The 14,131-nt window shown below is 54.5% G+C and carries 9 protein-coding genes and 1 pseudogene; 7 read left to right on the top strand and 3 right to left on the bottom strand.

What is annotated here, in order from left to right:
- Positions 1 to 54 precede the first annotated feature (54 nt).
- From KF752_10810 to KF752_10795, 4 genes are all read left to right on the top strand, one after another.
- Positions 55 to 2,109, top strand: a complete 2,055-nt coding sequence (locus KF752_10810) for a flotillin family protein (protein MBX3422031.1) — start codon at positions 55 to 57, stop codon at positions 2,107 to 2,109.
- Positions 2,110 to 2,193: 84 nt separating this feature from the next.
- The gene (locus tag KF752_10805) at positions 2,194 to 7,524 is read left to right on the top strand and encodes a DNA repair ATPase (protein ID MBX3422030.1); all 5,331 of its coding nucleotides are present in this window, start codon (positions 2,194 to 2,196) and stop codon (positions 7,522 to 7,524) included.
- A gap of 44 nt (positions 7,525 to 7,568) precedes the next feature.
- Positions 7,569 to 8,252: a hypothetical protein gene (locus KF752_10800; GenBank protein MBX3422029.1), complete on the top strand. Its 684-nt coding sequence runs from the start codon at positions 7,569 to 7,571 to the stop codon at positions 8,250 to 8,252.
- A gap of 134 nt (positions 8,253 to 8,386) precedes the next feature.
- Entirely contained in the window at positions 8,387 to 9,277 is an 891-nt protein-coding gene (locus KF752_10795) for a dienelactone hydrolase family protein (GenBank protein ID MBX3422028.1), read from the top strand.
- 195 nt (positions 9,278 to 9,472) lie between these two features.
- On the opposite strand, the pseudogene KF752_10790 reads toward KF752_10795, so the two are convergent.
- Both KF752_10790 and KF752_10785 read right to left on the bottom strand, forming a co-directional pair.
- Positions 9,473 to 9,732 (bottom strand): annotated as a pseudogene (locus tag KF752_10790) (GlsB/YeaQ/YmgE family stress response membrane protein).
- 682 nt (positions 9,733 to 10,414) lie between these two features.
- Positions 10,415 to 11,167, bottom strand: a complete 753-nt coding sequence (locus KF752_10785; GenBank protein ID MBX3422027.1) for a hypothetical protein — start codon at positions 11,165 to 11,167, stop codon at positions 10,415 to 10,417.
- A gap of 201 nt (positions 11,168 to 11,368) precedes the next feature.
- On the opposite strand from KF752_10785, the gene KF752_10780 reads away from it, so the two are divergent.
- The 3 genes from KF752_10780 (at position 11,369) to KF752_10770 (ending at position 12,485) form a co-directional block, all read left to right on the top strand.
- Positions 11,369 to 11,914 carry a tyrosine-type recombinase/integrase gene (locus tag KF752_10780; protein MBX3422026.1) on the top strand — a complete coding sequence of 182 codons (546 nt, stop codon included), beginning with the start codon at positions 11,369 to 11,371 and terminating at the stop codon, positions 11,912 to 11,914.
- Positions 11,915 to 12,048: 134 nt separating this feature from the next.
- Positions 12,049 to 12,336 (top strand): hypothetical protein, encoded by a 288-nt coding sequence (locus KF752_10775; GenBank protein MBX3422025.1) that lies wholly within the window; start codon positions 12,049 to 12,051, stop codon positions 12,334 to 12,336.
- Positions 12,336 to 12,485, top strand: coding sequence for a type II toxin-antitoxin system RelE/ParE family toxin (locus tag KF752_10770; protein MBX3422024.1), 150 nt, complete (start codon positions 12,336 to 12,338; stop codon positions 12,483 to 12,485). The genes KF752_10775 and KF752_10770 overlap by 1 nt, the downstream gene beginning before the upstream one ends.
- A 704-nt stretch (positions 12,486 to 13,189) precedes the next feature.
- Here KF752_10770 and KF752_10765 read toward each other — a convergent pair.
- Positions 13,190 to 14,131 (bottom strand): DUF697 domain-containing protein (locus KF752_10765; GenBank protein ID MBX3422023.1); only part of this gene is annotated, 942 nt, incomplete at its 5' end.

Raw genomic sequence — 14,131 nt, 5'->3', positions numbered from 1 at the left:
GACAATGGTACTCTACAGAGTCCTTACACAGAGATCACGACAATGATGGACATCATGCTGCTGGGACAGTCCTTCGCTTGGGCACTTCAATTGTTGGGTTGGGTTGCGGCCGTCCTGGTCGTACTGGTGGTTTGTGGAATCGGACTCGGTGCCTTCTTCAGTCAGTTCTATCGTAAGGTTGGTCCCGATGAGGCGATCGTGCGAACCGGCATGGGCGGCATGAGGATCGTCACGGCCAGTGGGATCAACGTCATCCCCGTGCTGCACAGTCACGACAAGATGGACTTGACCCTCAAGAGCTTCGAGATCGCTCGAGAAGGCTCTGAAGGCCTAATCTGCAAAGACAATATTCGCGCCGACATTCGAGTCGCCTTTTTTATTCGCATCAACAACCAAGAAAGTGAAATGCGCGAGGTGGCCGAGTCGATTGGTTGCCGCCGCGCCAGCCAGTTAGAAACCTTGCGTGAGCTTTTCGATTCCAAATTTTCTGAAGCTCTCAAGACGGTTGGTAAGCAATTCGAGTTTGTCGAACTATACGACAAGCGCGAGCAGTTCAAAGAGCAGATTTTGCGAGTCATCGGCACCGATTTGAATGGTTATAAACTGGACGATGCGGCCATCGACTATCTGGAGCAAACGCGACTGGAACTGCTGAATCCACACAACATTTTGGATGCCGAAGGTATCAAGAAAATTACTGAGTTGACTTCGCAGGAAAAAATCCGCGAGAATTTCTTCACGCGCGAACGCGAAAAGACCCTCAAAAAACAGGACGTCGAAGCAGCGGAGGCCATTTTGGAGCTGGAGCGTCAGCGAGTTGAAGCTACTGAGCGACAGAAGCGGGAGATTGCAGAAATTGAGGCCCGAGAAAACGCGGCGGCGCAACAAGTCCGCGAAGCTAAACGCTTAGACGCCGAGCGGGCTCGCATCGCTACTGACGAGGATCTGGGGGTCGCCGAAGAGAATATGAAGCGACAAATCCTGGTGGCTCAGCGCAACAAGGAACGTGCCGATGCCGTTGAACTCGAACGTGTCGAGCGCGATCGGATGTTGGAACTGACAGAACGCGAGCGATTGGTGGGCATTGCCGAAGTTGAAAAGGAAAAGGCCATCGAGACCCAACGCCGAGACATCCAAGAGGTGATTCGCGAACGAGTTACCGTGGAGCGCTCCGTCGTCGAGGAAGAACAACGCAAGCTGGACACGTTGGAACTGGCAGCGGCCGAGCGCAAGAAGAAGGTGGAAGTCCTATCCGCCGAGACATTGGCCGAACAAGCTTTGGTCAAAGAGGTCAAAGCCGCCGAGGCGGCCCGCAAAGCTGCCGAATTACATGCTGAGCAAATCCGCGTCGAAGCTGAAGCGGAACGCGATCGCGCGGAAAAACTGGCTGCCGGCAAGAAGCTGATGGCCGAGGCGGTTACGGCCGAGAGCGGTGCAGTGGGTCTGGCTGAAGCCAAGGTGCAAGAGGCCAAGGCAGCGGCTATCGAAAAGCAAGGGCTGGCAGAAGCTCGCGTGCTAAAAGAAAAATTTGCCAGCGAAGCCGGCGGCATTCATCAAAAGGCCGCAGCTATGAAGGAGTTGGATGGAATCGGCCGCGAGCATGAAGAATTTAAGCTGCGACTGGATAAAGATAAGGCGATTGAGATTGCTGCCATCGAGGCGCAGCGAACCGTAGCAGAACAACAGGCCACCGTGATTGGACATGCACTCAAGTCTGCCAAAGTCGATATTGTCGGTGGCGATGGCCAGTTTTTCGAGCAGATTTCTGCTGCAGTTCGCGGCGGCAAAGCCATCGATCGCTTCGTGCATAATTCTCAAGTGGCCAGCGACGTTAAGAATACGTTCTTCACCGGCAATCCGGAAAGCTTTAAGCAGGGCCTTCGCAGCTTGGTAGAGCAACTGCCGCTGAATATGGGCGATATTAAGGACTTGAGCTTTGCGGCTGTGGCAGCGCACGTGTTGGCCAGCGGAGGCGCTACCGAGCTGCGATCACGACTGGTGCAGCTGTTGGGCTTGGCCGACAGTTTGAATTTGGCGGACAAGCCCCTGGGACAATTGCTCGAGGAGAAGTCACCTGCCAAACGTGGGTCCGGCAAGCAGCCGTCGTAACCGGATCACCGCTTACTTGGATTGCCTTTTACATGAGCGGTGACGTTTTATTTTGGGCTGCGTCCAGCGCTGGCTGAATTTGACATGACCGATTCTCTGGCTACCGGAACCTACGAAGTACTGCGCGGACGGCTGCGCGAGGCCGCCCGCGAGTTGCGCCGGCGCTTCGAACTACTCAACGCGTCGCGGGCCAAGGTTTTCGGCAACATCGCGACTCGACTGCTGGGCACCGCGCATATCAGCACCGATCACAATTGCACACCCCGCGATTTGCTGGCGGTTGGCGATCATTGGCTGCTGGGCTTCAACGTCCAGTTTGGGCTGCAAACCGAAATCCGCCCCGAAGACGTATTCGGCTGCTATCGGCTGGAGGGCGAGATTGCTCATCCCTTGCCGCTAGGGGATATTTTTGACGCCGACAGTCGCCGGGACTTCATCGAACTATATCGCTACTACAAGCAACCCGCCTTTTCGCGATTCTATACTCACGGAAACAACGTCTATTTCGTGTTTCAAATTGGCAAGACGCCTGCGGATATCAAAGCCCTGAAATGGACGATTGACGGCCAGCGGTTGCGTTATGTCGACAATCGCAGCGAGCAGGAGGTGCGGTTTCCTCCGCAACATGCGTTTCAGTGGAGGCGAACCAATCGCGATCAACACCGTAGTGGAGCCCATCCGCACATCTCGATTGAAGACATCGTGTTTGTCGAATGTGTGGGCGGTGATTTGACAGTCAAAATCGAGGACAATACCCAGGACGGTACCGGCGTCTACTCGGAGCCCGTCGAGCATGCTGACCAAACGCTGGATGACGCTGAGATCTATTACTCGATCGTTGGGCAATTAGTTCTGCTGAAGGTGCGTCCCTACCAAGAGCGAACTTTTCGCTACTTGGTTTTCTTCCGCAAGCAGGCCACGGTAATTCGGCTCGACGCGCTCGAAAAGTCGTGCGTGTTGCTACCTCAGGATCACGGTCTGGTTTTTCCTGGCGGATTTGTGTTGCAAACCGGACAATACAAGATCTTTGAACACGGCTTGGACAATCTGTTGTTCGAGCGGATGATCGCAGCGCCCAATGGGGAGGATTATCTGTACATCTTCCTGGAACCTATCACCGGAACGCATCTGCATTTGCGCTACAACGTCATTCAGCAGACCGTGGATACTCCCCTGGTGTGTCATGGTCAGGCGCTGTTTGAAGACGGTCGCATGACTACCTTTCGCTCCGATGATACTCCGCAAAAGCATCATGCCATGCAGCTTTGGCAGACGCCGTTCGTCGGAGCTAATTTTCGCGTCCCCGTGACGACCGATTCAATGCTTTACAAAATCGGTAATCGCGAATTGGTGCGCTGTTTGGCTGAGTGCCAAGAGTTGTTGGCGGTCATTGATAAAGATGAGGATTATCAAGATTTGTATGTAGACTTGGTGCGACGCGCTACCAATGTTCTGGATGCCTATCACTGGATTGGACATGCTGAAGCTTGCGGGCTGCACGAGCCGTTGGCTGGGGTACGTGATGCCGCCAGCGCGGCCATTGAGGAGTACGACAAAGTCATTCGCGTTCGCCGCGACACTCAATCCGCGACGCTGGCTGTCCAGCAAGCTGCAGACGAACTACTGAAATCCATTCAACGCGGTGGTCATACGACTGTCGAGCTGTTTGTTGCACAATTGTCTGCGGTACGTCAATTGCGCGGTCGCGCCATCGGCCTACGCGAGTTGCATTATGTCGATTTGCCCGCAGTTGAGGCCTTAGAAGCCGATATGGTCCAGGCTGCTGAGCGACTGGGCCAACGTTGTGTCCAGTTTCTGCTCAACCCACAAGCGTTGGAACCCTATCGGCAGCGCATTGGCGATAGCCAGCAACGTATTGCTGCGGTTAGTACCGGTGCTCAAGGAAAATCGCTACAGCAAGAATTGGCTCAAATTGCTACGGATTTGGAGTTGCTGATCGAAACCGTTTCGCAATTAAAGATCGACGACGTGACGCAGCGCACCGCCATCGTGGATCGCACCGCTGGACTGCTGTCCGAATTGAATCGCGTACGCTCGGCGCTGGCAGGGCATGTCCGCGAATTGCTGTCCGACGAAATGTCGGCGGATTTTGCGGCGCAGATGCGGGTCATCGATCAGGCCGCGGCCGGTGCACTGGATTCGGCCGATACACCCGAACGCGTCGATGAATCGTTGACGCGAATCATGCTGCAGTTCGAAGAGCTGGAAGGGCGTTTTGCCGAGTTCGATGAATTGCTGCAGAGGCTAACCGACAAGCGTCAATCCCTGTACGATGCGTTTGAATCACGACGAGTGCAATTGGTCGAGGCACGCACGCGTCGAGCTGAGTCGTTGGCTAGCGCGGCCAGTCGCATTCTGCAGGGGATCGCCACCAGAGCTGCCCGGCTGGACGACCCCGACGCGCTGCGCAGTTATCTGGCTGCCGATGCAATGGTCGATAAAGTGCGGCGATTAGCCGAGCAATTGCAGGAACTGGGCGATTCGGTACGCATGGATGATGTGCTCACGCGTCTGAAGGCCATCGGCGATGATTCGCTCCGCCAGCTTCGTGATCGCCAAGAGCTGTATTCTGGTGATCAAGGGCTTATTCGCTTTGGCAAACATCAGTTCAGTGTACATAGCCAGCCGATCGAATTGACCACCGTCGCGCGACATGGACGATTGTGGTTGCATTTGACCGGTACTCAGTTTTTTGAACCGCTCAACGACCCCGATTTGGATCGCGCCCAGGATTTATGGGAGCAAACGCTGCCGAGTGAATCGACTGTGGTGTATCGTGCTGAATACTTGGCTTCTCTGTACTGCGAACAACTGCGCGGTGGTGCGCTGGCACCCTTGACGGTTAAGCAGTTCTTGGGGCTGGATCGTTCAGTAATCGTCGAATCGTTGCGGCATTTCATGCAAGCCCGCCACGACGAAGGCTATGTGCGCGGCGTACACGATGCCGATGCTGCCGCCATCGCGCATGCGCTGCTGTCTATGGAATCCGGGTTGGGACTGTTGCGCTACTCGGCTCAAGTGCGCGGACCGGCGATGTTTGCGTGGCGCAAGCTGATTCCCACGGCTGCGACGGGCCCGGTGCAAACCTGGATTCGCTCGCTGTCGTGGGTCAGACGCATTCTGCCCGCGACGCGGCCCGGTGCAGCTTACGTGACAAAAATTGGCGAGCTACTACACGAGCACGCCGCAGCGTTCTTTGCGGCACATGCTGCCGGCAGTCAGGAAGGTCAAACGACTCAGTCGCAGAGCATCGAACATGCTGCCGAGTTTTTATTTGAACATCTGTGTTGGTTAGCTGACCACGACTGGCTGGATGGTGAAACTGCTGCCAATGTTTTGGTGGCTACGCCCTGCGCTACCGCGCTCCAACATCTGCGGGAACATCTGTCGCAGGCCGACCGTGACAAGTTAAATTCCGCGATTTCGCAAGTCGCCCAGCGTCCGCTGGCTGCTTGGACACTCGCTGTGGATGCCGTGGACGGCTATCTGCATAGCTTGCCCCCGCAACCCCAGCCTGCACTAGACCCACTGCCCGGCTATCGCGCCGAAATGGCATTGATGTTGCTAGACCAATCACTACGGCCGGTCGTCGGACCCAGCCTGTCGGCCGCGACGCAGCTGGATGGTTTAGTGGGGGATCACCCGCGCATCGAGCAGGGCAAGCTGACAGTGCACTATCACCAATTCATACAACGTCAGCGAGATTATCGACTACACGTAGTGCCCCGCTTTCGTGCGCTCAAGCTGGCAAAACAGGCTGCACTGGAACAGGCGGACCGACGACTACGAACCGCCGAGTTCAAAGCGCGTGTGCTGACCAGCTTTGTCCGCAATCAATTGATCGATCAGGTATACCTGCCGTTGATTGGCGATAACCTGGCCAAGCAGCTCGGGGCAGCCGGGACCGACAAGCGTAGCGATCGCATGGGATTGCTGCTACTGATTAGCCCGCCGGGTTATGGCAAGACGACATTAATGGAATACATTGCCAATCGCTTGGGGTTGGTGTTCGTGAAAGTCAACGGTCCTGCCGTGGGGCATCAGATCACGTCGCTGGACCCAGCCGAAGCCACCAGCGCCGCGGCGCGGATGGAGGTCCAGCGAATCAACATGGCTCTGGAGATGGGTGACAACGTGATGCTGTATGTGGACGACATTCAGCATTGCAATCCTGAACTTCTGCAAAAATTCATCCCGCTGTGCGATGCCACGCGGCGCATCGAAGGCGTCTGGAACGGTCAGTCAAAGACATACGATCTGCGCGGCCGAAAAGTGGCCGTGGTGATGGCTGGTAATCCGTATACCGAGAGCGGCCAGCAGTTCCAGATACCCGACATGCTGGCTAACCGCGCCGATGTGTATAACTTGGGCGAAATTATCGGCGACGCGCGCGAAGCGTTCGAGCTGAGTTATTTGGAAAATTGCTTGACAAGCAACGTCGCCTTGGCACCGCTGGCGCGCTACAGCAGCCAGGATCAACGCGCGGTCATTCGCTGTGCCGAGCGCGGCTCTACCCAGGACCTGGAATTGTCCAGCAATTTACCGGCGGATCAATTGCAAGACATGATTCGAGTGCTCAGCAAGCTGCTGCGTGTGCGAGACATTGTGCTGCGCATTAATCGGGCCTACATTCGCAGCGCTGCCCAGGTAGACGAGTATCGCACGGAACCGCCGTTCAAGTTGCAGGGTAGCTATCGCAATATGAATCGCATTGCCGAACGCGTAGTGCCGGTGATGAACGAACAGGAACTACAGACGCTGATTGTCGCTAACTATGAACAAGATGCCCAAACTTTGACGCGCGACGGTGAATCCAATTTACTGAAGTTCAAAGAGCTGATGGATATTTTGACCAAGGAGGAATCAGAGCGCTGGGAGGCGATCAAGTATGCCTATGTGGACAGCATCCGCATGAGAGGCATCCAAGGTGAAGACAGTGCGGCGCAGATCCTGCGATCGTTGACCGGCCTGCGTGATGGACTCGAGTCGATTCGGCAGGCACTCAACAAGGCCATCGTGACGCTGGGCAATCAAGCCAGCCAGCAGGTGGTTGAGCAAGGGTTGCAGCGACTGACCAGCGGATTAGGCGGATTGAGCCAGCAGATTGCTACAGCAATTGCCTCGGCCAGCCAGCGATTGGAACAATCCAGCCAGAATGTCCCCGATCAAAAGGTCCTGGTCCAGCACTCGGTCCCGCGCGTCATGACCGATTTGGTACAATCACAATTTCAATTGTTGTACGATGGCTTGCGGCCAGTGCTGGAGGCATCGGCTGGCAGTCGCCGGCAGTTGGAGAGCTTGCAACAGTCCATCGATGACTGCCTACGCAAGTATCGGGCACTGCAGGAAGACATCGAAAAGTCTGTCTCTGCCGACAAGCCGCCGCACAATTAGTGGTTCAGAAATCGAGTTACTACTCAGCGGGAAAGCGCAGCAACGTGGTGATGCAGCTTGGCAGTGTCGTTCCCTTTGGTCGATCGCTGGACGAATACCAATGTATGTTTGAACTGTCCGCGACAGACTTGGACAAGTCGATCGTGTCTTTGGCCGATGGTCCTGCCAGCTTTAACGCCGAAATGTTTGCTCTTGGCCGTCGTGTCGTTTCGGTTGACCCCTTGTACAGCTTCGATCGCGCTGACATCGAGAGGCAATTCTATTGCGTAGTGGACGATATCATCCTGCAGATCAAGCGTACGTTGGCAGATTGGGTTTGGACCTACCATGCTTCCCCCGATCATTTGCGCGAAAGCCGAATACAAACGCTGGGACGTTTTTTAGATGATTTCGACTTGGGGAGAAGCCAGGGGCGTTATGTGGTGGGTCAGTTACCCAATACGCAGCTGCCCGACAACAGCTTTCAATTAGCGCTGTGCTCGCATTTTCTGTTTCTCTACGCAGATCACTTCCCCTACGAATTTCATCGCGCCGCCGTCCTGGAGATGCTGCGACTTGCCCCGGAAGTTCGCATCTTTCCGCTGTTGACGCTGATGTTGGAACCATCATCCTATGTTCCCCGGTTAATTGATGAAATGCAGGCCAGTGGCTACGAGTGCTGCGTGCGCACTGTAACTTATCAATTGCAGCGCGGAGGCAATCAGATGTTGTGCGTAAAGAAGCGTTAGCGTTCTGCCCGGTTGAATCGACTGCGCAAAACCACTAGACTGATTTGGCCAACTGTTTGAAAGTTATGCGGCAGGCGGCAATCTCCGTTCGAGGTCGATCCCTGTCGCTGGACCATTAACAACCGAGCCCAACCATGAGTCGCGAGCCAGCCCGCAACTTTGACCAGCAGCTGCTGAACCTCTACGAAGACTACGCCCACGGCTTGGTCGATCGTCGCGAGTTTATGCGGCGGGCCTCGACCTTCGCCGTCGGCGGCGTGACGGTGGAAGCACTGCTCAGCCGACTCAGTCCCAACTACGCCTTGGCGCAGCAGGTGGCTGCGGACGATCCACGCATTCGGGTCGAACGGATCGAGTATGCCAGTCCCAAGGGCGGTGGCACGATTGCCGGATTGTTGGTTACGCCGCGATCGCTGTCTGAGAAGATACCGAGCGTATTGGTGGTTCACGAAAATCGGGGTCTCAATCCCCACATCGAAGACGTCGCCCGGCGCTTTGCCGCTGCTGGCTTTCTGACGCTGGCACCCGATGCGCTGTCGCCCTTGGGCGGTTATCCCGGTAACGACGACGAAGGCCGAGCGTTGCAGTCCAAGCGCAGCGCCGAGGAGATGATTCAAGATTTCATGGCGGGCGCTCAGTTTCTAGCAGCCCATCCCCAGAGCAACGGCAAGGTTGGCGCAGTCGGCTTTTGTTTCGGCGGTGGCGTGACCAACGACCTGGCCTGTCGCCTGCCTGAGATCGTCAAAGCGGCCGCCCCGTTTTACGGACGTCAGCCGGACTTGGCCCTGGTATCCCAAATCAAGGGTGCACTGTTGATTCACTACGCCGAGTTGGACACACGCATCAATGCCGGTTGGCCGGCCTACGAACAAGCGCTCCAAGATGCCAGGGTACAGTACGAAGCGCACATCTACCCGGGCGTCAACCACGCCTTCTTCAACGACACGACACCGCGTTACGACTCTGAGGCCGCCAAGCTGGCCTGGCAGCGCACCGTCCAGTTCTTCCAAACCAAGCTCAAGTGATTCCGCTCCTCTTCGCCACTGCCCGTCACCCGCTTTGGGCTGAAACGGATCCTTGGAGAGCGTTGCGAGACAACGTACCGTTCCCCGGGGCCGCGACAAGTTAACGCAACCACACCGCTGGACCGAAACGCGGCTGTGATCGAACATTTTGTCCGGCGATTCAGTGCAGTGCCGTAGTCTTCCTGTGGGTGTCCGCTACACCTTGCCTCTTTGTTTTAGGGGACGATATCCGAACAGGAGAACTAGTGCTCCATCGGTCGCAATTGCTATGGTTCGCAGATCGAAGCCCGAAATGCCCCCATAACGAGCTGGGTGGCAAGGAAACCACCGACCAGCGCGACACCAATACCGAGAAGGATCGCGATGATGATTCCTCCTGGGGCGTTGCCGGGCATGATGATTTTTGCCAAGAATCCGGCAATCAGACCGAGCACAATCCACGCGTTGATTCCCATTTGCTCCCCTTCAAATATTGAAATGTACCATTACGACGCCGAGCGCTGCCAAGATGCCGCCAGCAAAGGCCAAGGGCTTTTGCGAGTCGGGCGACCAAAGGGCGCGAACATGATTGATTGGTTAGGCTGCTTCAGAAGTCCGAAGAATACCTGCAGTTACCAAACTCTGCAGAAAGGCAACAGTCAACGCGTTGCTTACACCGACACAATCTCGGTGAAAGGTATCCCAGGCACCAACTGCCAACGAACCGTTTGCTTCGACTTGGACATGAATAAGACCGCCGTCGTATGAGAATACAACGGGGCCGCCAAGGGATTTCCTGAGCAGCGCAATTAGCGGCCTTGAGATAGGCAACACTACGAAATCAAGCCGAGGAGAATTTGTCTGCCGCTTTAGAACCTTTGTCTCGTCTGTTACTGCTGCGGGATGATCACGCACGCCAAGCGCTTGCAGATCCCCTCCAGTGACAGCAAGGCTCCTGCGGATTGGAATTGATCTAGCACGGCCCATAGGAACGCAGGCTTGTTTCTTGGATTGAGCCGCCGCTGCATCTTCGTTCTTTGGCCTATAGTTTCAAATAATCGGGCTTGTGCCCGCAATTCGCCATTGTCAAAAACCGCTGCTCACGGGTGCCGGTTGAACCGATGGTTATGCAACATGCGACTGTTTAGAAATCGACTACTACTTGTGCTGGTTTAGCCAGTTTCTTGCTTCTTGGCGGTACTTACTATCGCGGTGCATCCACAAATCCGTGTGCGGGTTAATCACCTTTCCCTCTGGAATCTCAAATATCTCACCAACAATCGGCTTTAGGAATGTGAACTTCGCCAATTCTAAATGATCTCGTAGAAAATCATTTGCCTCACCACACACCAGAACAGGCCGGCCTTTCAGGCGGGCCAAACGCAGCAGTGCCGACTGGCGATCGCTCTCGGGGTAGTTCCAAGTTCTGTTGCCATCAAAATGGTCGTGCGTGATCATGCCCTTCCAGAATGACGAGATCTCATCATCAGCCAAGCCAATGTAACTGGCACCGATCGCGCCACGCGAAAAGCCGCAAATAAACACGCTCTCCAGATCACCTCCAAACTGTTTGCAAATTCTAGGTAAGTTCGTCTTGCAGTAGTCGACAGTCGCTTGTTTGTCGCCCCACCATAAGACAGCATTCCGTTGGCCGCCTTTCTCGATGTAGGGCATCGAGACCCAGATAAAGCCTTTGCCACCCGTCAGGCCGTAGCCGAGATTGGCATCTTTGACTTCGCCGGTCGAACCGGATTCGGCGTACCTGTTGCCCGTGTATTCAATGATCAGAGGATATTTGTCGCCAAGCTTCCAATCCACGGGTAGGTACAAGGCGTGGTAAACTTCGGTACCCTCGTACTCGGGGGCAACTTGGCGAACTCGCCGACCAGCGGCGGGCTCGTCATTGGTCATTTCAGGCGTAACCAGATCTCTCGTTATCGATTTGTCATTTGCACAGACAGGCGAGGCGATGCACAACGAAACTACGATTGCAAAGAAGGAGCACAATGATTTCATTTCTTGAGCCTAACCTGTTTTTCTGCAGAATTCCCGTTTCGCTGGGACTCGGTTGAAAAGTCTACCAGGAAGTGTGGAGCCGTGCGAAGGAATTCAATGCGAAAAACCAGCCCGCAGGGGGTGCTGATTGACGTCTGTTGGATACGCCCCGTATTCCGATATTATCCAGATCTGGATAAAACGGAAACGGAATATGGCTGGCCACGATGCTCATTTACTCGAGGGGCTCGATGGCTATGCCAAGTTCCTTCAAGACAAGTACTTGGCGTTGGACAAGCACCAGCCGTACCTCGTACGTTGGGTGCGGGACTTCCTATTGTTCGCCCGGGCACATGGCGTCGGGTACACCTTCGAGCAAACGCTGGATTTGTTTCTGGCCGAGGTGGGCAGGCGTATTGGCCCGAAGCCGTGGCAGTGTCGGAGACAGGGCTGACCAAAAGAGTAACCTGCCATACTTTCAGGCATTCCTTTGCCCCCCATTGGCTTGCTAGCGGCTACGACATCCGAACCGATCAGGAATTTTTAAGGCACAGCGAATTTGGTACGACAATGACGTACACGCATGTACTGCATCGAGGAGGTAAGGGCGTTCGCAGCCCAGCGGACGGCTTAACGCAAGGTTTCCCAGAAGATTGGACCTAAGCACTCTATCACCCCAATCAATAAGTGATCGGCTCTCAAGTGTCCGATATGATTGGAATTTGGGGGCGAGGCTGTCTTGAGCAATAGACTGCATTGTTGCAGCCAACAGGGTTTGTGCTGAACCGCTTAAAGGCATGTTATCCGCTTTAGGTTTCCACGTTCAGCCATTTTTGGCAGCGTCGATTCCGGTTGCCTTCGATCTCGACATTCGCGATAGTTTAGCTATGAGCACAACACCTGAATCGGATATCAAATCCAAAGTCCGTGAAACCATCGACTCGTTACCGGCTGACGCGACATGGGACGATGTCATGTATCGACTCTACGTCCGCCAAAAGATCGAGGCTGGACTCAAGGACGTTGAATTGGGGCGTACGCTTTCAGTTTCCGAAGTACGGACGCGTTTTGGACTCCCAGAGTAATGCGAATCGAATGGACTCAGAATGCGATTTCCGATCTCGCTGCAATCTACGAATTTATTGCGACCGATTCTCCTCGATATGCATTGTCGGTCGTTGATCGTTTGACGAAACGAACGACGCAACTTTCCTATTTTCCATTGTCGAGTTAAATGGTCCCGGAATACCAACAGGAGGACGTTCGAGAGATTATCGAATACTCTTACCGGATACTCTGTCAGGTAAGACCTTCGGCCATTTTTGTCATTGCCTTGATTCACGGAGCCCGCCCTTTGCCAGATTCACCACCGCTGCTCTGAAGACTTGCACTTTGATCCAGCCCATGACCAGTGCGATACTTTACAGCGTCCATCAACTGCTTTGCTTCATTGGTAATGTCTCTGTCGCTTAAATATCCGACAGTTTTTCCCTGCAGGTCCCATAGCCAGTATTGAATTCTAAGGGACACACCATTTCTGGAGGCGAAAGTCGGCAAGACGTTGTAAGGGGGAGCAGGTCACAGGCGTTATGGGCCCGAAGCCGTGGCAGCTTCAGCAGGCGTCTGACGCGATCCGCATCTACCGCTACGAGAGCTGAATCCCGGCGACACACCATTTCCGGAGGCGGGCGTCGGCAAGACGCTGTCCGGGGCGCAGTACAAAGCAACGCAATTTCTGCAGCACCTAAAGCGCCAGCGGCCCGGCTGTCGCGGCTCAAGACGATAGAAAAGCCCTGCGCAGGTCTGTGTCCCCATGAGCAGTATTTCCATGCGACGTCGTAAGGCAGCTTAGAATGTCAGTTACCTCGCGCAAGTCCTTGGAATTTCACAAGCTTAGTGTGCGTTCGCCCTGGCCTTAAGCCCGAATTGTGTTGCCAATTATTCGTCACTCGTGATCGATATGCTAATTGGCCTCAACGCCACCACAGTGGCGGTGCCAAGACGGTAGAATAACGCCATGTTTACTGCTCCCTCTGCCGCTCGCTTTAGAAGCCCAAGGGAAAGTCGGGCTAAAAGTTCCTTGTACATCTGGGGAGCGCTTGAAAGAGTCCCCTCGAAAAGACTGTCGGCCAACTTGTCGATTTGTTCTTCCAGTTTTGCGGAAACAAAAGTGGAAAAGAAGATTCGCCATGTCAGCAAGACTGATTGCCACCGTCCAGTTCTAACGCCATATAAATGGCATAGGTCTTCCACCATCAGAACGGCATTTGTGGCAACAATCAAAGAATCTACAAAGCCGGTTGGGCTAATCGCCGTTTTTAACGCAACCTTCGTAGCGTAGCTCATGACATGCTGTTTGGCTGACTTATCGATCACGGAAACAAACAACCGGTTACAGTCCTCGATCCACCTGGATTGTCCTAAGTTGTCAGTCCGCAAAAGGTTTTCTAAGTTTGACTGAAGGGTCTTAACTTCTTCAGGCTGCATGCCGCATCGAACAAGCAAGGCTCGGTGCTTCTTGTCCGCGATTGGATACGTTTCAACTATTGTTCGTAAAGATTTATATCCTGCTTCCACCTGCCGGTGGATTTGTTCCCTTGTGGCGGCTCTTTGTTTGGCCTGCCGAATCGCATTGAGATTTACCTGCGGAGTGACAGACAATCGGCGATAAACCAAGGCGAGGCGGATCAATGCCGTACAAAATGCAATCGCGAGTAGCGCAATGCAAAGATCAGCAATGACTTGGATAAAGAAAGGAGCGGCCTGTACAGCTTGGACGAACTGAAATACTTCGCTCAGGATGACGATAAGAATTCCAGCCGCAGCCAATACGAGTGCAGCCGAAATCAATGGACTTGTAAGCAGCTTGCCAACACTTAG

This window comes from Pirellulaceae bacterium, assembly GCA_019636385.1.
Lineage (GTDB): Bacteria > Planctomycetota > Planctomycetia > Pirellulales > Pirellulaceae > Aureliella.
The sequence above is the reverse complement of the archived record's forward strand: the minus strand, read 5'-3'. Positions and strand labels throughout refer to the sequence as shown.

Bases quoted from the DNA above. Each gene is read 5' to 3' on its own strand.
- KF752_10775 (MBX3422025.1), top strand. From the start codon at position 12,049: ATGTTATCCGCTTTAGGTTTCCACGTTCAGCCATTTTTGGCAGCGTCG.
- KF752_10770 (MBX3422024.1), top strand. From the start codon at position 12,336: ATGCGAATCGAATGGACTCAGAATGCGATTTCCGATCTCGCTGCAATC.
- KF752_10785 (MBX3422027.1), bottom strand. From the start codon at position 11,167: ATGACCAATGACGAGCCCGCCGCTGGTCGGCGAGTTCGCCAAGTTGCC.
- KF752_10780 (MBX3422026.1), top strand. From the start codon at position 11,369: ATGCGAAAAACCAGCCCGCAGGGGGTGCTGATTGACGTCTGTTGGATA.
- KF752_10795 (MBX3422028.1), top strand. From the start codon at position 8,387: ATGAGTCGCGAGCCAGCCCGCAACTTTGACCAGCAGCTGCTGAACCTC.
- KF752_10810 (MBX3422031.1), top strand. From the start codon at position 55: ATGCTGCTGGGACAGTCCTTCGCTTGGGCACTTCAATTGTTGGGTTGG.
- KF752_10805 (MBX3422030.1), top strand. From the start codon at position 2,194: ATGACCGATTCTCTGGCTACCGGAACCTACGAAGTACTGCGCGGACGG.